20 protein-coding genes and 1 pseudogene are annotated in these 20875 nt (G+C 74.9%); 7 read left to right on the top strand and 14 right to left on the bottom strand.

Going from position 1 to position 20875, the window contains the following annotated elements:
- Positions 1 to 64 precede the first annotated feature (64 nt).
- The 4 genes and pseudogenes from JQN84_RS26665 to JQN84_RS26655 all read right to left on the bottom strand — a co-directional run bounded on the left by JQN84_RS26665 (position 65) and on the right by JQN84_RS26655 (position 3162).
- Entirely contained in the window at positions 65 to 508 is a 444-nt protein-coding gene (locus tag JQN84_RS26665) for a hypothetical protein (protein WP_204961310.1), read from the bottom strand.
- Between the two features lie 315 nt (positions 509 to 823).
- Positions 824 to 2026, bottom strand: a complete 1203-nt coding sequence (locus JQN84_RS26660) for a helix-turn-helix domain-containing protein (RefSeq protein WP_307821445.1) — start codon at positions 2024 to 2026, stop codon at positions 824 to 826.
- On the bottom strand, positions 2013 to 2183 hold the full coding sequence (locus JQN84_RS31700) for a hypothetical protein (protein WP_232378610.1): 171 nt from the start codon (positions 2181 to 2183) through the stop codon (positions 2013 to 2015). The genes JQN84_RS26660 and JQN84_RS31700 overlap by 14 nt, the downstream gene beginning before the upstream one ends.
- A gap of 153 nt (positions 2184 to 2336) precedes the next feature.
- Positions 2337 to 3162: pseudogene (locus JQN84_RS26655) on the bottom strand (helix-turn-helix domain-containing protein).
- Positions 3163 to 3508: 346 nt separating this feature from the next.
- Here JQN84_RS26655 and JQN84_RS26650 point away from each other — a divergent pair.
- Positions 3509 to 4543, top strand: a complete 1035-nt coding sequence (locus JQN84_RS26650) for an AraC-like ligand-binding domain-containing protein (protein ID WP_204961308.1) — start codon at positions 3509 to 3511, stop codon at positions 4541 to 4543.
- A 201-nt stretch (positions 4544 to 4744) separates the two neighbouring features.
- Here the strand turns inward: JQN84_RS26650 and JQN84_RS26645 are convergent, their stop codons facing one another.
- The 8 genes from JQN84_RS26645 to JQN84_RS26610 are packed head-to-tail and all read right to left on the bottom strand — an operon-like array spanning position 4745 to position 13547.
- The gene (locus JQN84_RS26645; protein WP_204961307.1) at positions 4745 to 5728 is read right to left on the bottom strand and encodes a DNA topoisomerase IB; all 984 of its coding nucleotides are present in this window, start codon (positions 5726 to 5728) and stop codon (positions 4745 to 4747) included.
- Between the two features lies 1 nt (position 5729).
- Positions 5730 to 6740, bottom strand: coding sequence for a glycosyltransferase family 9 protein (locus tag JQN84_RS26640; protein WP_204961306.1), 1011 nt, complete (start codon positions 6738 to 6740; stop codon positions 5730 to 5732).
- Positions 6737 to 7438: an SDR family oxidoreductase gene (locus tag JQN84_RS26635; RefSeq protein WP_204961305.1), complete on the bottom strand. Its 702-nt coding sequence runs from the start codon at positions 7436 to 7438 to the stop codon at positions 6737 to 6739. The genes JQN84_RS26640 and JQN84_RS26635 overlap by 4 nt, the downstream gene beginning before the upstream one ends.
- Positions 7435 to 8919, bottom strand: a complete 1485-nt coding sequence (locus JQN84_RS26630) for a PfkB family carbohydrate kinase (RefSeq protein WP_204961304.1) — start codon at positions 8917 to 8919, stop codon at positions 7435 to 7437. Before JQN84_RS26630 ends, JQN84_RS26635 begins: the two co-directional genes overlap by 4 nt.
- Entirely contained in the window at positions 8916 to 9689 is a 774-nt protein-coding gene (locus JQN84_RS26625) for a D-sedoheptulose-7-phosphate isomerase (protein ID WP_204961303.1), read from the bottom strand. The genes JQN84_RS26630 and JQN84_RS26625 overlap by 4 nt, the downstream gene beginning before the upstream one ends.
- Positions 9689 to 10906: a glycosyltransferase gene (locus JQN84_RS26620; RefSeq protein WP_204961302.1), complete on the bottom strand. Its 1218-nt coding sequence runs from the start codon at positions 10904 to 10906 to the stop codon at positions 9689 to 9691. Before JQN84_RS26620 ends, JQN84_RS26625 begins: the two co-directional genes overlap by 1 nt.
- On the bottom strand, positions 10891 to 11853 hold the full coding sequence (locus JQN84_RS26615) for a glycosyltransferase (RefSeq protein WP_204961301.1): 963 nt from the start codon (positions 11851 to 11853) through the stop codon (positions 10891 to 10893). Before JQN84_RS26615 ends, JQN84_RS26620 begins: the two co-directional genes overlap by 16 nt.
- Positions 11850 to 13547, bottom strand: coding sequence for an HAD-IIIA family hydrolase (locus JQN84_RS26610; protein ID WP_204961300.1), 1698 nt, complete (start codon positions 13545 to 13547; stop codon positions 11850 to 11852). Before JQN84_RS26610 ends, JQN84_RS26615 begins: the two co-directional genes overlap by 4 nt.
- Positions 13548 to 13731: 184 nt before the next feature.
- On the opposite strand from JQN84_RS26610, the gene JQN84_RS26605 reads away from it, so the two are divergent.
- Positions 13732 to 14181 carry an SRPBCC family protein gene (locus tag JQN84_RS26605; protein WP_307821444.1) on the top strand — a complete coding sequence of 150 codons (450 nt, stop codon included), beginning with the start codon at positions 13732 to 13734 and terminating at the stop codon, positions 14179 to 14181.
- Positions 14182 to 14270: 89 nt separating this feature from the next.
- Positions 14271 to 15038, top strand: a complete 768-nt coding sequence (locus JQN84_RS26600; protein ID WP_204961298.1) for a polyprenol monophosphomannose synthase — start codon at positions 14271 to 14273, stop codon at positions 15036 to 15038.
- A 28-nt stretch (positions 15039 to 15066) separates the two neighbouring features.
- Here JQN84_RS26600 and JQN84_RS26595 read toward each other — a convergent pair whose 3' ends face one another.
- Entirely contained in the window at positions 15067 to 16671 is a 1605-nt protein-coding gene (locus JQN84_RS26595) for a phytoene desaturase family protein (protein WP_204961297.1), read from the bottom strand.
- 70 nt (positions 16672 to 16741) lie between these two features.
- On the opposite strand from JQN84_RS26595, the gene JQN84_RS26590 reads away from it, so the two are divergent.
- On the top strand, positions 16742 to 18175 hold the full coding sequence (locus JQN84_RS26590; RefSeq protein ID WP_204961296.1) for an aldehyde dehydrogenase family protein: 1434 nt from the start codon (positions 16742 to 16744) through the stop codon (positions 18173 to 18175).
- Positions 18176 to 18218: 43 nt separating this feature from the next.
- Here the strand turns inward: JQN84_RS26590 and JQN84_RS26585 are convergent, their stop codons facing one another.
- Positions 18219 to 18620, bottom strand: coding sequence for a ChaB family protein (locus JQN84_RS26585; RefSeq protein WP_204961295.1), 402 nt, complete (start codon positions 18618 to 18620; stop codon positions 18219 to 18221).
- A gap of 167 nt (positions 18621 to 18787) precedes the next feature.
- On the opposite strand from JQN84_RS26585, the gene JQN84_RS26580 reads away from it, so the two are divergent.
- The 3 genes from JQN84_RS26580 to JQN84_RS26570 all read left to right on the top strand — a co-directional run bounded on the left by JQN84_RS26580 (position 18788) and on the right by JQN84_RS26570 (position 20764).
- On the top strand, positions 18788 to 19771 hold the full coding sequence (locus JQN84_RS26580) for a YihY/virulence factor BrkB family protein (protein WP_204961294.1): 984 nt from the start codon (positions 18788 to 18790) through the stop codon (positions 19769 to 19771).
- 62 nt (positions 19772 to 19833) lie between these two features.
- Complete coding sequence (locus tag JQN84_RS26575) at positions 19834 to 20250, top strand: DUF2795 domain-containing protein (protein ID WP_204961293.1); 417 nt, start codon at positions 19834 to 19836, stop codon at positions 20248 to 20250.
- 52 nt (positions 20251 to 20302) lie between these two features.
- A complete protein-coding gene (locus JQN84_RS26570; RefSeq protein WP_204961292.1) occupies positions 20303 to 20764 on the top strand; it encodes an SRPBCC family protein in 462 nt (153 codons plus the stop codon).
- The last annotated feature ends 111 nt before the right edge of the window (positions 20765 to 20875 follow it).

Here is a 20875-nt window from a genome sequence, read left to right as displayed (position 1 = left end):
CGGCGGGGAATCGCCACCCGACCCGCGACCGTGTGACGGTTCGGTCGCGGGACCACCGGACGGCTCAGTCATCGGCGCGCGCCTGCGCGGTGCCGAACGTGTTTACTTGGCTGCCGTGGCCCAGCACAGCCTGCCGCGCGTTGCCGGAGGCGGTGACATGCTGCACCACGTGACCGGCCGAGCGGACCCCGGCGCTCGCGGCGACCTGCCGTACCAGCGCCTCCAGTTCGGCGGCGGCAGCCGGTTGCTCGATCAGCAGGTCCTCTAGCCGGCCCGCCCACAGCGCCTCGTGCTGTGCACGCACCCGGTCGCCGTCCGCGCCCGCCGTCTCCACCGCACCACGGGTCCGCTCCAACTGTTGCGTCACCGCGTCCTCTCTCGCCCGGTCACCCCGGCCGAGCAACCGCACGAAGCCGGTCTTCGCCAGCCCCCACGCGTCCTGGGCCACCGCGCCCACCAGTGCCGCACCACCGGCTCCCGCCAACGCGAGCAGTTCCTCCGCCGCCATCACAGCCCCCTGATCGGTCGCCACATGCCCAACCCATAGGAATATCGCAACCTGTCGACGCCAGACACCCTGGACGGGCGGACGCCGCCCCGGAGTCGGGAGACCGACATCGAAAACCATCCAAAAGGCCAATAACGCATCCCGAGAGCAGGCCGGAAACCGTCGCCCTTCTTCAGCGACGTGGCGGACGTCCAGCGGTCGCCACGGCACCGCAGAGGGGACAGCGACCGTCGGGCGCGGATCGTTCGGCGCGGCGGGCGGCGAGGATCAGTCGGTTGCGGATCTGGGCCAGGGACAGGAACGGCGCGGTCATGCTCAGGTCACCCGGAGGGTGGCGGCGAGCTGGATGATCGCGGCTGAAGCCCGTGGGTCGTGGGCCAACTGGGCGAGCACCGATCGGGCAGCAGGCCGGTGGCGCACCTCGGCGGGGGCGGCGTGCTCGGCGGCTATGAGGGCGCGGCTGGCGTTGGCCGAGTCGCCGGTGCGCAGGTAGGCGCGGGCGGCGTCGAGCAGGTGCCCGGCGCGGTGTTCCGCCGGTAGCCACCGCCAGCCGTCGCGGGCGATGGCCTTCTCGTGCCAGGCCACCGCTGCACCGGCATCGCCCAGATCCAGGGCGGCGACGACCCGGGCCAGGTCCACCGCGACCGGCCCGAAGGCGGTCCGATAGTGGTCGTGGCCGTCGCCGACCCGGGCCGCCATCTCGGCGGCCTCGTCGAGCAGGTCGGCCGTGGCGTGATCGTCGCCGTCTCGGGCTGCGGCCAACGCGGCCTCAATGACCAGGGCACCGCACAGCGACAACACCGGGGCGTGCCCGTCGTCGAGGTCGGGTGGAGCGATCCGGTACGCGGCGGCCAGCGCCGTGGACCTCGCCGCCCGGGCCCGCCCCGAAGCGCGGAGCACCCGGCCAAGTTGCACGGCAGCGATGGCCACCAGCACCGCATCACCGGCCGCGATGGTCATCGCCCGATCGGCAGCCAACCACGCCAGTTCTCCTTCATCCAGCTTGACCAGCAGTGACGCGGTGACCCGATACGCCTCCACCAGCACCGACCACCCCGCCACCGGATCATCCGCGTACGCACGCTGCGCGGCGATCACCAGACCCGGGAGCAGCCCGGTCACCTGCTGGTAGCGGGCGTGCTGGAACATGCCCCAGGCGTGGGCGACGTCTCGTGCCAGCCGATCGGCCGACAGCACCTGACTCCGCACTGTCGATCGACCCACCACGATGTCGTACGTCGACAACGCCTCGCGGACCCGCTCCACCGCCTCCACCGGACCGGGCACGTCGGCCGGCCGGAGGTCCCCGCCGAGCAGCACACCCGGATCGATACACAGGACAGCGGCGATGTCCTGGAGCGTGGACACCTTGTCCAGGGTCCGGACACCCCGCTCGACCTTGTCCACCCAACTCTTCGACTTACCCAACCGGTCGGCGAACACCTGCTGCGACAACCCACGCCGCCCCCGCCAGTGCGCCACCCGCCGACCCACCGGCAACAACTCACCGCCCTCCACGACGCCACCGCCGATCCGGCACCGCCCGCGTCGTCTCCTCCACCGGAATCCGCTCCGCCTCGGCCTGCGCGAGCAGCCGCCGCCGCGCCGCCTCCCGCTCGACCGCCTGAATCCGCTCGCCCCGGCTCTCACCCGGATCACGTTCTTCGTCGCCCACCTGCGTCCCCTTCGCATGGGCGCGACGGTGTACCTGGAGGTCACCACCGCCGCGCACGATCAACGGCACAGCGACGGCCGGTCACCAGACCAACGAGGCGTCACCGCACCGTGATCACGACGCTACGGAGCGCACGCGCAAGGGTTGGAACGCTTACGCACCACCCGTGGTCAGGCTCATCCGTTCGCAGAGGCCCCGCAGCTCGGGCGAGGTCGCCCCCTTACGCAGCAACGACCGTGCGGTCTCCCGGGCGGCGACCGACGAGCGGGCATGTTGCGGCCCGATCCGCTCCGCAGCGAGCAGCATCCGCACGGCGTCACGATCCCGCAAGATCGGCCGCCGCCGCGTCACACCACGCGCGGGCCGGCCCGTAGGCCCCGGAGTAGGCCGACACCCGCGCCCGGTTGGCCGCCGCCACCCCGACCGCCACCCGGTCGTCGAGCAACCCGGCAGCCTCGGCGCAACGCTCGGCGGCCAGCCAGGCATGGGCCGGATAGCTGACGTTCAGCAACGACCCCATGGCCACGCCGTACACCGGCACCATCTCCGACAACGCGGCCCGCCGGTCCACCAGGGCGTGCATCGCCGGGACGAGATCCACCAGCCGCCGCAACGCGCCCGCGTAATCACACCGCCCATACAGGCCACGCACCAGCGCCGCCTCGCGACGCACCTGTTCGACCGTCACGGTCACGGCGGAGCGCCGGGCCATCGGCGTGTCCATCATGACCCGCCACACCCGCTCGGCGTCGATCCGGGCGGCATCGAGCTGCCGGTCAGCCGGCGTGTACGCCTGACCCGTCAGGTCGACCACCGAACACTCCAGGGCCGCCGCCAGATCCACCACCATGTACCGGTCGGTGCGCTGCAGCCCCCGCTCGATACGCGACCACGACGTATGGGAGATGCCCGCCCGACTGGCCGCATACCGCACGCTCCAACCACGCAACTCCCGGCGAGCACGAATACGATCACCGATCGACGGATCGTCAGGAATAGAGCGACGAGGCATCAGCACACTCCCCCGGTGACACGAGATCCCCACCGGCCGGAACCGACAGGCTGCCACCACGGAACGTACACCCGCACCACCGGATGCGTGACACCCCGCGCTGGTCGCCGGCCGGCGCTCAAGAACGATGCCGAGCGAGCGCGAGTCAGTTGATCGACTCAATGTCGCCGATGGACTGGTATCCCCGGCGCTCCGATGCCGCTATTTCCGCGAAACAGCGGCATCTGCGCACCCCGCGAGCGCACCCGACACCCCGAGCGTGGGGTCTTCGTCCAGAATGGAGGGGAAGTGCCCGCCGACGGGGAGGCCGGACATGGTGCACCGCACAGTGATCGACACCGAACAACTGCCGCCGACGGAACGGTTCGGGATGTGGCTCGACCTGGTCGCCCGGACCGCCGCGCCGCTGCGCATCCGCTCCGACCACCAGCACGACTTCCGGGCCCGCGCCGAGTTCGTCGAGCTGGGCCCGATCCGGCTGGTGCGCTACCGCTACCCGTCGCTTGCGGCGGTCCGCACCCCCAAGCTGGTCCGCCGCACCGAGGTGGACTTCCACATGCTCGCCCTCACCACCAACGGCACCGGCATCGCCGGGCAGGCCGGGCGGGAGAGCCGGCTCGGGGCCGGTGAGTTCACCTTCTACGACGGTTCCCGGCCGCACGAGGTGAGCCACCTCGGCGACGGCAACGGCGCGGAGCACGCCGCCTCGATCGTCGCCCTGGTCCCGTACGGGGCGCTGCCGCTCACCCCGGACCAGCTCGCCCCGCTGCTGGCCGGCCGGATGTCGGCCAGCGAGGGGGTCGGCGCGCTGGTCGCCCAGTACCTGACCCGGATCACCAGCCATCCGGAGCAGTACCAGCAGGCCGACGCCGAGCGGCTGGGCGGGGTGGCACTGGACCTGATCGCCACCATGCTCGGCCGGTACCTGGTCGCCGAGGACGAGATGCCCCGCGAGGTACGCCGCCGGGCACTGCTCGCCCAGGTGCGGGCGTACGTCCAGCGGTGCCTCGGTGACGCCGGGCTGACCCCGGCCACCATCGCCGAGGCACACCACATCTCGGTACGCAGCCTGCACCGGCTCTTCGAGGAGGAGCACGCCACGGTGGCGTCGTACATCAGGCAGCTGCGGTTGGAGCGGTGCCGGCGGGACCTGGCCGACGCGACGCTTGCCCACCGGCCGGTGCAGGCCGTCGCCGCCCGCTGGGGCTTCCGGGACAAGGCGCACTTCAGCCGGGCCTTCCGGGCCGCCCACCAGCTCACCCCTCAGGCGTACCGGGAACTGCACCTGCAACAGGCACGGATCGTCAACAGCACGGCGTCCGCAGTCAACCCGGGACCGACATACTGACCGTGGGCCGGCGGTCACCCGACCGCCCGGCCCGACGGTAACGGGGGACCGCGGCGTGGCGTCCGTGACCCAGGCGGGTCACGGACGGCCGCCCGGTGCCGCAGCCCGTCCGGCACACGACCGCCGTCGCCCGGAGGGCTCCCCGGCCGCACCGGCCCCGGCCCCGTCGCGCCTTCCCCCCAGGAACAGCGGCGGGGTCGGTCAGGTCTCCGCCAGCAGCTCCAGCACCGACCGTTCGACCTGCTCACGCGGGGCGTCGGCGGGCACCGGCAGCACCACGCCCTCGTGGTAGAGGTCGACCACCCGGGGGTCCACGTACGAGGTCCGGGCCACCGTGGGGGTGTTGCCGAGCAGGTCGGCCACCGCCCGCATCACCCCGGCCACCGCCCGGCGACGGGCCGTCACCGAACGCTGCGTCCCCACGGTCGCCAGTTCGGTGGCCGCCCGGACGGTGGCGTGCCAGGTGCGGAAGTCCTTCGCGGTCATCTCGCCGCCGCTGGCGTCGCGCAGGTAGCCGTTGACCTCGTCGCTGCGCACGTCCCGCCAGACCCGCCCGTCCCAGTAGCCGAAGAGCCGTTCCTCGGTACGCCGACGCCGCCGCAGGGTGGTCAGCACCTGGCACAGCTGCGGGTCCTCGATCCGGCGGACCTGTTCGACGCCGCCCTTGGCCGGGAACTCGAACACCACGCAGCCGCCCCGGGACCGGGCGTGCTCCGGGCGCAGGGTGGACACGCCGAAGGTGGCGTCCTCCCCGACGGCGTACTGCTCGTTGCCGACCCGGAAGGCGCCCATGTCGAGCAGCCGGACGACGGTGGCCAGCACCCGGTCCCGGTTCAGCCCCCGCCCGGCCAGGTCACCGGCGATCCGGTCGCGCAGGGTCGGCAGCCGGCGGGCCACCTCCAGCACGTGGTCGAACTTCGCCTCGTCGCGCTTGCGCCGCCACTGCGGGTGGTAGAGGTACTGTCGGCGTCCGGCGGCGTCGGTGCCGGTGGCCAGGATGTGCCCGTTGGGGTACGGCGCGATCCACACGTCGGACCAGGCCGGCGGGATCACCAGCTCGCCCAGCCAGGCAAGCGTGTCCGGGTCCCGCACCCGCTCACCGTGCCGGTCCAGGAAGGTCCAGCCCTTGCCGCGCCGGCGACGCCCGTACCCCGCCCGACCCGGATCACTGCGCCGTAGTCGCACCTCAGACCCGTACCGTTTCCTCGGCCTCGTCCACGGCGGCCAGCACCCGGTCGACCGGGAGCGCCGCCCATCTCGACGCCGTACCTACCCCGGGCACGGCGGCGCAATCCCCGCCCGGGGCCCAGAGCACCCGGTGCCACGGCCGGTCGGCCGGCGGGCCCCAGCGGGCCGGCGGCACCGGGCCGAACAGCAGCACCGACGGGACCCGGTAGGCGGTGGCCAGGTGACCGACCCCGGTGTCCCCGCTGACCACCAGCCGGGCGGCGGCCACCAGGGCGGCCAGCTCACCCAGGTCGGTCCGGCCGGCCAGCACCGCCGAGCGGGGCAGGCCCGCGTCGGCCGCCACCCGGGCGGCCAGGTCCCGTTCCCCGGCCGAGCCGGTCACCACCACCCGGTGCCCCCGGTCGGCCAGCCGCCGGGCCAGCGCGGCGAACCGGTCCGCCGGCCACCGCTTCGCCTCGACCTTGCTGCCCGGGTGCACCACGGTCACCCCGGCCGGCAGCCGGCCCGGCGGTGGGCGGCGCAACGCCAGGTCGGTGCGGTCAGCCGGGATGCCGTACCAGTGGAGCAGCCGGCACCAGCGGTCCACCTCGTGCTCGTCGTCGTCCCAGTCGGGGCCGTCGCGGTGCCCGGCGGGCGGGCACCGGAAGGCCACCAGCCGGCCCGCGCCGGCCAGCATCCGGTGTGACCCCGGCCCGCGTCCGTGCAGGTTGACCGCCACCCGCGGCGGCGGCCCGGACCACGACGGCACGTCATTCGGGAGCCGCCCGGACCACGACGGCACGCCCGGCGACGACCCGTCGGCCGACGGCGGGACGGGCCAGGGCGGCGGGCCGAGGTCGTCGGTGGGCAGCAGCCGGTCGACCCCGCCGACCAGCTCGACCAGCGGGCCCAGCCAGGCCGGCGCGGCCAGCACCAGTTCCTCGCCCGGATGCCCGGCCCGCAGGGCGCGCAGCGCGGGCACCGCCGTGGCCAGGTCACCGACGCCGAGCGCCCGCAACACCAGGATCACGGGTACGAGGTCTCCTGCTCGGCGCAGACCACCAGTTCCCGCACGGTGCTACCGGGTGGCTGGGACAGCGCGAACATGATCGCGGCGGCGGTGTCGGCCGGGTCGTTGAGCTTCGCGTCCGGGCCCGGACGGTACTGCGGGTCGCGGTCGTCGAAGAACGCGGTGCGCATCCCGCCGGGGATGAGCAGGGTCACCCCGACGCTGCCGGCCAGCTCGGCGGCGAGCGACCTGGTGAACCCGACCACCCCGAACTTCGCCGCGCAGTACGCGGTGGCGTCGCCGACCGCCTTGACGCCCAGGGTGGAGGCGACCGTGACGACGTTGCCCCGGGACGCCTCCAGGTAGGGCAGCGCGGCCCGGACCACCGCCACCGTGGCGAGCAGGTCCACCACGACGATCCGTTCCCAGGTGTCGCGGGGGACGTCGGCCAGTCTGCCGGGCACGTCCATGCCGGCGGCGGTCACCACCGCGTCCAGCCCGCCGACCCGCTCGGCCAGGTCCCGGGTGGCCTCCTCGGCGGCCCGGGTGTCGGCCAGGTCGCACTCGATCCACGGCACCCCGTCGGCGGGGGGTCGCCGGTCCAGCACCAGCGGTCGTCCGCCGGCCCGCGCGACGGCGGTGACCACCGCCGCGCCGAGGCCGCTCGACCCGCCGGTGACCAGGACGGCCGGACCGGCACCGGGTGGACTGCTGCTCATCGTGCTCCCTCCGTCGTCGGATGCGCCGGTCCGACCGGGGACCCGGCGGGCTCCGGCCGGCCGGTGCCCCGGCGTTCGCCCCGGGCCGCCGCGATCATGTCGGTGGTGGAGCGCCCGTCCAGGTACGGCACCACCACGCTGTCCCCGCCCCACCGGCGCAACAGCTCGCCCTCCGGCAGGCCCGGCCCGTCGCCGACGCCGGTGGCGTAGTCCCCGCCCTTGACCCAGACGTCGGGCCGCAGCCAGCCCAGCGTGGCGTGCGGGGTGGGTTCGTCGAAGACCACCACCGCGTCGACGCAGCTCAACGCGGCGAGCAGCCGGGCCCGGTCGCCCTGCGGGATCACCGGCCGGTCGGGGCCCTTGAGGCCGGTGACGCTGGTGTCGGAGTTCAGGCAGACCACCAGGCAGTCGCCGAGCTGCCGGGCGGCCTGCAACGTCGCCACGTGCCCGGCGTGCAGCAGGTCGAAGCAGCCCCCGGTGGCGACCACGGTGCCACCGGCAGCGCGGACCTCGGCCACCACCGCGCCCGCCGCGGCGGCCCCGATCCGTTCCCCGCCGCCGACCAGCACCGGCGGGCAGTCCCGCACCGGTACGGGCAGCGCGGCGGCCACCCCGCCGTCGGCCACGTACGCCGACGCCGCGCCGACGGCCGCCTGGACCGCCTCGGAGACCAGCGCGCCCCCGGCGAGCGCCACCGCGGCGGCCGAGGCGAACCGGTCCCCCGCCCCGCAGGTGTCCCCTTCGGCGCTGACCGGCGCGGAGACCATCAGCGGCGTCGCCCCGGCGGAGCAGAGCAGCGCGCCGTCACCCCCGAGGGTGACCACCACCGCCCCGGCCCGCCAGCGTTCCCGCAGTCCCTGGCCGGCGCGGGCGGCGACCGCCAGCCGGGACCCGCCCGGCGGCACCTTGGCCAACTCCCGGGCCTCCGGCTCGTTCGGGGTGACCAGCCGCACCCCGGGCACCGCGACCGGGCCCCGGGGGTGCGGGTCCCAGACCACCGGGGCGCGGGTCGCGGCCAGCGCCGCCCGCAGCGCCGGCTGTCGGGCCACCCCCCGGCCGTAGTCGCTGACCAGCACGGCGGACGCCCCGGCGAGCAGCCGCAGCACCGCCTCGGTGGGTGGCCCCGGTTCGCCCGCCATGCCACCCCGGTCGTGGCGCAGCAGCACCCGGCCCCGGGCCCGCAGTCGGACCTTCTCCGGGGTCGCCCCGGCCAGCGGCAGCCCGTACACCTGCACCCCGGCGGCGGTGAGCAGCGAGCTGAGCCGGGCCGCCCCGGCGTCGTCGGCGAGCGCGGTCACCAGCGCCACCTCGGCACCCGTGGCGGCGGCGAAGACGGCGGCCAGGCCCGCCCCGCCCGGCCGGTCGGCGGCGGCCGTCTCGTCCAGCACCGGCACCGGCGAGTCGGGGCACAGCCGGTTCACCACCCCTTCGACGTCCCGGTCGAGCAGGGTGTCCCCGAGCACCACCAGCGGGCCCCTCACGCCGGGTCCCCACGCCGTCGGTCGGCCGTCGGGTCGACGACCACCTCCACCCCGGCCCGGACCGGCCCGCCGTCGGCCACCGGCGATGCGTCGACCGGGTCGTCCGCCGCCGGGTCCACGGGCCGGACAGCCGACGCGGCGGCGGCGCTGGCCGCCGCCTGGCCGGCCAGCGCGGTCAGCGCCGTGGGCAACGCCCGGTCGACGTACTCGCAGAGCACGTGGGTGGAGACCAGGTGCAGTTCCTGCACCACCTGGCTGTCCGGCGAGGCGACGCCCAGCGCCTCGTGGCAGGCGTCGGCGAGCGGGTTCGGCGTCGGGCCGGTGAACGCCCAGCAGCGCAGCCCGACCTCCCGGGCGGCGGCCACCGCGGCGAGCAGGTTGCCGCTGGACCCGCTGGTGGACATCAGCAGCAGGACGTCACCGGGACGGCCGTGGGCCCGCACCTGACGGGCGAAGACCTCGTCGTAGCCGTAGTCGTTGCCGATCGCGGTCAACGCGGAGGTCTCGGCGTGCAGGGCGATCGCCGACAGCGGCCGGCGCTCGTCGCGCAGCCGGCCGACCAGTTCGGCGGTGAGGTGCTGGGCCTCGGCGGCGCTGCCCCCGTTGCCGGCGACCAGCAACCGCCCGCCGCCGACCAGGATGCCGGCCAGCTCGGTGCCCCAGCGGGCCAGCAACGGCTCCGCCGCACGGTACGGCAGCAGCGCCTCGGCCAGCAGGGTCAGGTGCGCGTCGAGCAGGCCGGCCCGTGCCGCCCGGGTCGAGGTCGTCATCAGGCGACCACCCGGCTCGGCCTGCGTACGGCGGCGACCTCGGCGTACACCTCGGTCAACCGGTCGGCGGCGGTGGCCCACGAGTAGCTGCGGCGGGCCCGCTGCAACGCGGCGGTGGCGTAGCCGTAGCGGCGGGCCGGGTCGCCGAGCAGGCCGGCCAGCGCGTCGCCCAGCGCCTGCGGGTCCCGGGCCGGCACCAGGTCCCCGGTCACCCCGTCGACCACGGTGTCCCGGATGCCGCCGACCGCCGTGCCGACGACGGGCACCCCGCAGGCCATCGCCTCCAACGGGGTCAGCCCGAACGGCTCGTACCAGGGGGCGGCGACCAGCACGTCGGCCGACCGGTACCAGCGGCCCATCTCCTCCCGGGGCACCGCCCCGACCAGCCGGACCCGGTCGGCGACCCCGCAGGTGCCGGCGAGCGCCCGCAGCCGCCGGGCGTACGGGTCGGTCTCCAGCAGCCCGGCGGGCGGCCCGCCGACGACCACGCACTCGGCGTCGGGCACCAGCGCCATCGCCCGGATCACCGTCTGGAAGCCCTTGCGTTCCACCAGCCGGCCGACGGTGAGCACCCGGGGCCGGTCGGCGTCACGGTCGACGGCCGGGCCGAGCGGGGCGAAGGTGTCCAGGTTCACCCCGGACGGCACGACGGTCATCCGGGACCGGGGTACGCCGAGCCGGACCAGCTCGCCGACCTCGTCGCTGCACTGGGCGACGACCCGGTCGACGGCGCACCCCAGTTCCCGTTCGTAGCCGATCCGCCGGGCCGGGCTGGTGTCCTGGACCCCCTGGTGACGCCGCTTGACCGTGCCCAACGCGTGGTACGTCTGCACCACCGGCACCCCGGTCTGCCGGCCGGCGGCCAGCGCGGCCAACCCGCTCATCCAGAAGTGCGCGTGCACCACCTCGGGCACCCAGTCCCCGCCCCGCCAGCGGCCGGTGAGCCAGTGGCTGAACTCCTTCATGTGCGGCAGTAGGGCGTCCTTGGCGACCGGTTCGGCCGGCCCGGCGGGCACGTGCACCACCTCGTACCCGTCCGGGGCGCGCACGGCGACCGGCAGGTCGACGGCGTCGCGTCGGGTGTAGACCCGGACGTCGTGGCCGGCCGCCACCAGCGCGGCGGAGAGTTCCGCGACGTGCGTGTTCTGCCCACCGGCGTCCTCACCGCCCAGCACGGCGAGCGGGCTGGCATGCTCGGAGATCATCGCGATGCGCATACTTCCTCCTCCAGCAGGCGGTCCCAGTCGGCGAGGAAACGGTCCAGGCCGTAACGGCCCAGCGCGGCGGTCCGCGCCTGCGCACCCGCGCGACGCGCCTCGGCGGGGTCGGCGACGAACCGGGCGGCGGCGGCCAGCAGGGTGTCGACCCGGGTGGACAACGCCCCCGCCCCGGGAGGCACCGCCTGCACGGCCTCGGTGGTGGCCAGCGCGACCACCGGCATCCCGATGGTCATCGCCTCGATCAGGCTCAACCCGAGCGAGGTCCACCGGCACAGGTGCAGGTAGGCCCGCCGCCGGGCCAGCTCGACGTGCATCAGGTGCTGCGGGACGTCGTCGTGGCTGGTCAACCGGTCGGCCGGCAGGCCCAGGTGGTCGGCGAGCCCGGCCACCTTCATGCCGAACACGTCCAGCGGGGCGATCTCGGCGAACCGGGCGAGCAGGTCGGTGCCGGTGATCCGATTCCGGCGTACCGGCTCGTTGATCACCACGGCGAGCCGGTCCAGCTCGCCGGTCCAGGTCACCGCGGGTGGCACCACGCCGTGTTCGACGACGGCGGTGCGGGTGGACCCGTTGTCCCAGAACAGCTCGTTGAAGTGGGTGACGTGGGTGAGCAGCAGGTCCTCCCGGTCGGCCATCGGGTGCCTGGTGTTCGGCACGTCGCCCTTGGGGGTGTTGTGCTCGACGTAGACCGCCGGCACCGCCCGGCCGAGCCACTGCCGGGCCAGGTCGTGTTCCTCGGGGCGTTGCAGCAGCACCACGTCGACGTCGGCGTGGCGCAACTGCTCCGGGGTCACCTCGACGGCGCTGTCCGGCCACGGGTAGGTGCGCGCCCGACCCAGCCCGTACGGGCCCCGGTCGGGGGTGACCGGCACCAGGTAGCGGTGCCTGCCGTGCACGAAGGACGTGGTCCAGGAGCCGTGCACGTGCCAGAGCAGGATGTTCATCGCCGACTCCCCCGCCCGGCGGTCACCGGCGTCACCCCGGCCGGCGTCACCCCGGCCGGGGCGTCGGCGGGGACGCCCAGCAGGCGTACCGCGTCGAGGACCCGGCCCGGTTCGACGGCCGACAGGCAGGGGTGGCCGGGCACCGGACAGACCGTGGCCCGGGTGTCCCGGCACGGTGCGGCGGCGTCGCCCAGCCGGACCGTCGGCACCCGGTAGGGCCCCCACTGTCCGTAGGGGACGGTGGGGGCGAACAGGCTGACCACCGGCACGCCCAGCGCGGCGGCCAGGTGCGCCGGCCCGGTGTTGCCGACCACCAGCGCGCCGGCGTGGGCGAGCACCCCGGCCAGGTCGGCCAGGCCGGTCCGGCCGCCCAGGTCGATGCCGGTGTCGCCGGCCACCCGGGCGGTCAGCGCCGTCTCGTCGGGTCCGCCGGTGACCGCCACCCGGTGCCCGGCGGCGGTGAGGGTCCGCACGATCCGGGCCGCCAGTTCCGGTGGCACGGCCCGGCTCGGCACCGCCGAACCGGGGTGCAGCACCAGGTACCCGGGGCCGCCGAGCCCGGCCGGCGCCGGCGGCACCCGGTCGGCGCGGACCCGCAGTCGCGGATCGTCGCCGGGCGGCAGCGTGAAACCGGCGGCGGCGGCCAGCGACAGCGCCCGCTCCGGCTCGGGCAGCCCGGCGGGGACCCGGTGCCGCACGTCGAGCAGCGAACCCGGGTAGTCGTCGCTGATCGCGCTGACCCTCGGCACGCCGGCCAGCCGCAGCAGCAACGCCAGCGGAAGGGGCGACTGGTGGAACGAGGTGAACACGACCGCCTCGTCGGCCCGGACCGCGCGCAGCCGGTCGGTGAGCCGGTCGATGTCCGCCGGGTCGACCGGGTCGGGCGTGCCGTCGATCCAGGGCAGCGGCCACTCGACGACCTCGTCGACGCCGGGCAGCAGGGCGGCGGCGGCGCGGCCCCGGGGGCCGCAGAGCAGCACGACCCGCTGCGCGTACCCGGCGACGGCCCGGACGGCCGGGCCGGTGACCAGGACGTCCCCGGCGGAGTCGCTGCGCACCACCAGCACGGTGCCGGCCCGGCGCGGCGGCGGGCCGGCGACCAGGGCGGACCGGGTGAGGATCAGCTCCACGGCGGCGGGCAGGTCGGCGGCGACCTGCCCGGCGGCGGCCACCTCGACGGCCCGGGTGGTGGGGGTGGGCACGAGCACCCCGGCCGCGCCGGCCGCGGCGGCGGCGCCCAGGTCGGCGGCGATATCCCCGACCAGCACGCAGCGGTCCGGGGTGGTGCCGAGCGCCCGCGCGGCGGCGTGCACCATGCCGGGCGCGGGTTTGCGGCAGGCGCAGCCGGCCCGCTCGTCGTGCGGGCAGCACTGCCAGGTGTCGAACGGGCCGAGCAGCTCCTCGACCCGCGCGTTGACCGCCCGCAGTTGGGCGGCGGTGAACAGCCCCCGGGCCAGCCCCGACTGGTTGGTGACCACGCCGAGCCGTAGCCCGGCGGCGCGCAGCCGGTCCAGCGCCGCCCGCGCGCCGGGCACCGGCCGTACCTTGTCGGGGTCGCCGTTGTAGGGCACGTCCTCGATCAGGGTGCCGTCCCGGTCGAGCAGCACCGCGTCGTACAGTGCGCGGCCGTCCCGGCCAGCGACCGGATCAACCCGGCCTGACCTGCGCTGATACGGCTCCGCGTCCCGTCGCACGGGCGGCGGGTTCCCGAGGCCCCGGGGAGTAAACCTGGCCCTACCGGGCGGTACGCCGCCCGGCGTCGGGCCGGGCCGCGCCGTCGACCCGAACCGGGTCGGTGCAGCGTTACCCGTCGGCCCGGAGAAGCTAACGCGGCGGGTTAGGCCGGGCCGGCCCGGGTACTGCTCAGCGGTGGCAGCCGTGGAGAAAGTGATCGATGCACCCCCGCAGCAGGTCTTCGACGTGCTGGCCGACGGTTGGACGTACAGCGACTGGGTGGTCGGCACGGTGCACGTACGTGACGTCGACGCGCAGTGGCCCCGGGTCGGCACCCGACTGCACCACCGGGCCGGCCCCTGGCCGTTCTCCCTGGAGGACGCCTCGACGGTGCTGGTCTGCGAGCCCCCGCACCGGCTGGTGCTGCGGGCCGGCCTGTGGCCGGCCGGGGAGGCGGTCGTGGTGTTCACGCTGACCCCGGAAGGGGACGGCGCGACCCGGGTCCGCATCGGCGAGGACTTCGCCGCCGGCCCGTTGCGCTGGGTCCGCAACAAGCTCAACGACCTGGTGCTGCACCAGCGCAACAAGGAGACGCTGCGCCGGCTCTCCGACATCGCCACCCGGCAGAAGGCCGACGCGCGCGCCGAACGGTGACCGGGCGGTCGCGGGGAGCCTCGGCGGGGTCCCGCCGGGCTTTTGGCTACCCTGTGGGGGAATGCCGACCCCGACTGAGGATGTCCGAGATGATCGAACCCGTGGAGCTGCCGTCACCGTGGCGGGACGCACGCCTGACCGTCGTGGTCCCCACCTACAACGAGGCGGGCAACCTCCCGGTGCTGGTCGAACGGCTGCTGGCCCTTCCGCTGCCGGGCCTGAAGGTGCTCGTCGCCGACGACAACTCGCCGGACGGCACCGGTGAGGTGGCCGACAAGCTGGCCATCGAGAACCCGGACCGGGTGCAGGTCGTGCACCGGGCCGGCAAGGAGGGCCTGGGCCGGGCGTACGTGGACGGCATCGGCCGGGCCCTGGACGGCGGCGCGGAGTACGTGGCGCAGATGGACGCCGACCTGTCGCACCCGCCGGAGGCGCTGCCCGGGATGCTGGGCGCGCTGCTGTCCACCCAGGCGGGAGTGGTGATCGGCTCCCGGTACGTGCCGGGCGGGCAGCTCGACGAGGCGTGGCCGCTCTACCGGCGCGCGCTCAGCGGCTGGGCCAACCTCTACGTGCACACCCTGTTGCGGGTGCGCATCCGCGACCTGACCGCCGGCTTCAAGATCTGGCGGGCCGACGCGTTGCGCGACATCGGCCTGCACCGGGTGCAGTCGAACGGTTACAGCTTCCAGGTGGAGATGCACTACCTGGCCACCAAGCTGGGGCACACCATCCTGGAGGTGCCGATCCGGTTCGAGGAGCGGCGCGACGGCATGTCCAAGATGACCACCGCGACCAAGGTGGAGAGCGCGCTGATGCCGTTCAAGCTGCGCACCCGGCACCGCAACCTGGACTCCTGACCCCGCAGCGGGGTCGTGGGTGGACGGTTCAGCGGTAGAGCGTCCGGTGCGCGGCGTCGATCATGCCGGCGTACACGCCGCCGGTGACGGCGCGGTCACGGGCCAGCGCCGCCCGGGCGGCGTTCGCGCCGGGCGCGCCGTGCACCCCGCCGCCGGGGTGCGCCGACGCGCTGGCCAGGTAGAGCCGGTCGACCGGGGTGTCGGCCCGGCCCAGGCCGGGGATCGGACGCAGGAACAGCTGCTGGTACGCCGCGGCGGTGCCGCCGCCCAACGCCCCGCCGACCAGGCTCGGGTCGCCCTGTTCCAGCTCGGCCGGCCCGGCGACGTGCCGCCCGACGACCAGGCCGCGGAACCCGGGGGCGGCATCCTCCAGCACGTCCTCCATCCGGTCGACCTGGCGGGCGACGTCCTCGGCCCGCCAGTCCCGCCGGAACGGCAGGTGGGTGTACGCCCACAGCGACTCGGTGCCGGCCGGCGAGTGCGTGGGGTCGGCGGTGGTCATCTGCCCGGCCAGCAGGAACGGCTTCGCCGGGATCTCGCCCCGGGCCAGTTCGGCGGAGTACGTGGTGAGGCCGTCGAGGTCGGCGCCCAGGTGCACGGTGCCGGCGCCGGCCACCGCCGGGTTGGTCCACGGCAGCGGGGCGGACAGCGCCCAGTCGACCTTGAGGGTGGAGCCGTCCCAGCGGAAGTGGGCCAGGTCCTCGACCAGCCGGGGCGGCAGTTGGGCGGCCCCGACCAGGTCCAGGTAGAGGGCGGGGGCGGGCACGTCGGCGAGCACCGCCCGGCGGGCCCGCCACAGCTGCCCGTCGACGGTGCGGACGCCCACCGCCCGACCCCGGGCGGTGAGCACCCGGTCGGCCCGCGCCCGGTAGCTGATCCGGCCGCCCCGCTCGGTGAGCCGGGCCACCAGCGCGTCGGTGATCCGCTGCGCGCCGCCGACCGGCACCGGCCAGCCGACCTGCTGGCCGAGCATGGCCAGCAGCCACCCGTAGACGCCGGAGCCGGCCTCCTCGGGGGACAGGTCGGTGTGCAGGGCGCAGCCGGCCAGCAGCGCCGGGCCGCCGTCGCCGGTGAACAGTTCGCTGCCGAGCTTGCGCACCGGCAGGACCAGGCGGCGGGCCAGCCGTAACGCGCCGCCCACCCGCAGTCGGCGCAGCAGGCCCAGCCCGCCGCGTACCGGGGGGAACGGGGTGGTGATGGCATCGAGCATCGGGCCGGACACCTGCGCCCAGTCGGCGTACGCGTGCCGCCAGCGGTCCCCGTCGCCGGGGGCGAACGTCTCCAGCGAGGCGGCGGTGGTGTCCAGGTCCCGGTTGATCACCGCGGCCCGCCCGTCGGGCAGCAGGTGGGCCAGCACGTCGGGGGCGTGCGTCCAGGTCAGGCCGTAGCGGGGCAGGTCGAGGCCGGCCAGCACCGGGGAGGCGTACCCGAGGGGGTAGAAGGAGCTGTACAGGTCGCTGAGGTAGCCGGGGGCGGTGACCTCGGCGGAGCGGACCGCCCCGCCGGGTGCGTCGGTCGCCTCCAGCACCAGCACGTCCCAGCCGGCGTCGGCGAGCAGGTTGGCGGCCACCAGGCCGTTGTGTCCGGCGCCGATGACGACGGCGTCCGCGGTGTCCGTGCCCGGCGAGGTCATCGGATCCGGCTACCCGGCCGGCAACCGGGCGAAACGCGTTTGCTTCGGCGGGAGCGGGGCATCCCGCCGCATGTACCGGGTGGAGCAACTCATCGGTGGGGTGTGGGGCGCGGGCGGCGAGGGTGGTGAGCTGACGGTCCACGACCCGGCCGACGGCTCCCCGGTCGGCACCGTGCCGGTGGCGACCGGGGACGAGGTGGCCAAGGCGGTCGAGGCGGCCCGGGAGGTGGCCGCCGAGTGGGCGGCGACCCCGATGGCGCAGCGTGCGGAGCTGCTGCACCAGGCGGCGGACGCGGTGGCGGCGGACGCGGAGGAGTTGGCCGCGACGACCACGGCGGAGATGGGCAAGCCGCTGGGCGATGCCCGGGGCGGGGTGGCGGCCGGCGTGGGCACGCTGCGCCAGTACGCCGAGCTGGGTCCGCTGCGCGGCGGCCGGACGTTGCACGGCGACGGCGACGCGATCGACTTCATGCTGCCGCAGGCGCGGGGGGTGGTGGCGGCGATCACCCCGTGGAACGACCCGGTGGCGGTCTCCTGCGGGTTGCTCGGCGCGGCCCTGGTCACCGGCAACGTGGTGCTGTTCAAGCCGAGCGAGCGGACCCCGGTCACCGGGTGGCTGCTGGCCCGGCTGTTCGACGGGGTGTTCCCGGCGGGCGTGCTGTCCCTGCTGACCGGGGGCGCGGAGGTGGGCGCGGCGTTGGCCGCGCAGCCGGTGGACGTGGTCGCGCACGTCGGTGCCACGGCCACCGGCCGGGCGATCGCGGCGGCCTGTGCCCGGACCGGGGCGAAGGCCCTGCTGGAGAACGGCGGCAGCGACCCGCTGGTGGTCGACGCCGGGGTGGACCCGGGGTGGGCGGCCGGGCAGGCGGCGTTGGGCGCGTTCGCCAACGCCGGGCAGCTCTGCGTGGCGGTGGAGCGGATCTACGCGCACCGCGACGTCGCCGAGGACTTCGTCGACGCGCTGGTGCAGCGGGCCGGGGCGCTGACGGTCGGGCCGGGCCGGGACCCGGCCACCGAGCTGGGCCCGCTGGTCGACCGGCGGCACCGCGACCAGGTGCACGGGCAGGTCACGGCGGCGGTGGCGCAGGGGGCGACGCTGCGCACCGGTGGGGTGCTGCCGGACGGGCCGGGGGCGTTCTATCCGGCGACGGTGGTCACCGACTGCCGGCAGGAGATGACGCTGGTGCGGGAGGAGACGTTCGGGCCGGTGGCGGCGGTGGTGACGGTGGACTCGTTCAGCGAGGCGCTGCGGTGTGCCGCCGATTCGCCGTACGGGCTGGCGGCGACGGTGCTGACCGGGTCGATGAGCCACGCCCAGCGGGCCTTTCGGGAGCTGCCGGTGGGCACGGTGAAGGTCAACGCGGTGTTCGGGGGCGCGCCGGGTGGTGCCGCGCAGCCGCGCCGGGGCAGCGGCCAGGGCTTCGGGTACGGCCCGGAGCTGCTGGACGAGTTCAGCACGGTCAAGGCGGTGCACCTGCAACCGCCGGCCGGCGGCCACTGGTGAGCCGGGCCGCCCCGGTCCGGGGCGGCCCCGCGCGTACTTCCGGTCAGTCGCCGCGGGCCTTGCGGGTGGCCCGGTTGTTGGCCTTCTCGATGGCCTTGACCAGTTCCGGCTTGGTCATCCGGCTGCGGCCGGGCACGTCCAGTTTCTTCGCCACCTGCATCAGGTGGTCCTTGGTGGCATTGGCGTCCACCCCACCGGCGGTGGGGGCCCGGCGGGCGGGGCCGCCGCCTTCGGCCTGGCGGTCGCTGGGGCCCTTGCGGCCCTTCGCTTCCCAGTGGTCGCCCACCTTCTCGAAGCTGTGCTTGACGGCGGCGAAGGCGGCGCGGTGCGCCCGCTCCCCCTCGCCGTAGGTCTGCACCGCCGAGTCGTGTGTCTTCTCCCAGGTGCGCTGCGCCTTCTCCGGGGAGCGTCGCAGCGTGCTGGGCAGTACCTCGCGCCCGGGCATCACGTCCTCCTCCGCGTCGATTTCCTGGCTTGACCCCAACGGTTCCCTGGGCCCGCACCGGCAAACACCGACGTCGGGTTTGTCGATTTCCACCGTCGGGTACCGCCGGGCCCAGACACGCGCCGGACGCCGGGTCCGCCGGGTCGTCGGGCGACGAGGAGCCGAGCATGGCAGCGACGACGGAGCCGACCACGGTCGCCGGTGACGACCCGGGGGTACACGTACCCCGCCGGGTACGCCAGTTGAGCTGGTCGACCTGGCGCGGGGTGCTGGTGCGCAGCGGCCGGGGCTTCGTGAAGGACAACTGCGCCGACTGGGCGGCGGCGCTGACCTACTACGGGGTGCTCGCCCTGTTCCCGTCCACGGTCGTGGTGGTGGCCCTGGTGGGGCTGGTCTCCGACGGCGAGCGGACGGTGGACACCGTGCTGGACCTGGCCCGCGACATCGGGGCCGGTTCGGTGGTCGGCAACGAGGGTTTCGTCTCCGTGGTGCGGACGGTGGTCGACCAGCAGAGCGGGACGAAGGTGCTGCTCAGCTTCGGTCTGGTGGGCGCGTTGTGGTCGGCGTCCGGGTTCATCGGCGCGTTCACCCGGGCCTCCAACGCGGTCTACGGCGTCGAGGAGGGCCGCCCGTTCTACCGGCTGCGCCCGTTGCAGATCGGGTTGGCCGGGGTGTCGCTGCTGCTGCTCGCGGTGGTGGCGCTGGGATTGATCGTCAGCGGCCCGGTGACCGACGCGGTCGGCGACCTGGTGGGTGCCGGTGGGCTGGCCCGGACGACGTGGAGCGTCGTGAAATGGCCGGTGCTGGCGCTGGTGATGATGACGCTGTTGTCGCTGATGTTCTGGATCGCCCCCAACGTCCGGCAGCCCCGGTTCCGGTGGCTCACCCCGGGCGGGGCGGTGGCGCTGCTGTCCTGGATCGTCGTCTCCTTCGGCTTCGGCCTGTACGTTGCCAACTTCGGCTCGTACGACGTCACCTACGGCAGCCTGGGCGCGGTGATCGCCTTCCTGGTGTGGCTGTACCTGTCGAACTCGGCGCTGATGTTCGGGGTGCAGATCAACGCGGAGTTGCAGCGGGGGCGCAGGTTGCAGGCGGGCGAGGACGACCCGGGTGAGCCGGTGCTGCCGCCGAAGGCCACCGCCGGTTCGTGACCCGTCGGGTCCGGCGTCCGGGTCGGTGTTTCCCCGGGGCGGGCGCGGGTAGCACAACAGACATGGAACGTGGCAGCAGCAAGCACGCACCGAGGGTCGACGACCAGATGAGCCAGGAGGTCAGCGGCCTGGTCCAGGGGTCCGGCGCCGGTGGCTCCCGGGTCGAGGAGTTCCGTGAGGCGGAGCCGGCCGGCGAGGACCAGCCGGGCGCGACCACAGCGCCGGCGGGCGACCTGCGCACCGGCACCCCGCAGGGGATGACCTCGGAGGACGTGGAGGCGCGCAGCCGGCTGGGCCGGTTCATCACGATGACGGCCCTGCCCGGGGACCGGCTGACGCTGGTCGCCAACGCCCGGGAGAACGACGCGCCCGACGACCTGGTGGCCGCCCTGGAGCGCCTGCCGGAGGGCACCAGCTACCAGACGATTTCCGAGGTGTGGGCCGCACTCGGGCACCGGAACGAGACGACGCGTTGGTGACCGGATCGGCCCACGATCCGGACGAGCACCAACGGCCAGAGGAGGATTTCGCATGAGCGGCGTCATCGAGCACGTGGACGTGTCGGTACCGGTACGGACCGCCTACGACCAGTGGACCCAGTTCGAGGAGTTCCCCCACTTCATGGAGGGGGTGCAGGAGGTCCGGCAGCTGTCGGAGACGATGACCCACTGGACGGTGGAGATCGCCGGGGTCAAGCGCGAGTTCGACGCCGAGATCACCGAGCAGCTCCCCGACGAGCGGGTGGCCTGGAAGTCGACGGGCGGCACCCAGCAGGCCGGTGTGGTGACGTTCCACCGGCTCGACGAGGGCAACACCCGGGTGACCCTGCAGATGGACTTCGAGCCGCACGGCGTGGTCGAGCAGGCCGGCGACAAGCTGGGTGTGGTCGACCGGCGGACCAAGGGTGACCTGGAGCGGTTCAAGCAGTTCATCGAGCGTCGCGGTCAGGAGACCGGGGCGTGGCGCGGGTCGGTCGACCGTCCGCAGCCCTGATCCACTCCTCCCCCGACACGGACGCACAGCCCCGACGGCCGCCGGCTCACCCGGCGGCCGTCGCCGCGTCCGGTCCAACCGTTTGCGATCATCGGGTCGGGGTACCGCGGA

The organism is Micromonospora humidisoli, from assembly GCF_016900955.1.
GTDB classification, from domain to species: Bacteria; Actinomycetota; Actinomycetes; order Mycobacteriales; family Micromonosporaceae; genus Micromonospora; species Micromonospora wenchangensis.
Note: the sequence above shows the minus strand (reverse complement) of the source record. Positions and strands in the feature narration are given on the sequence as shown.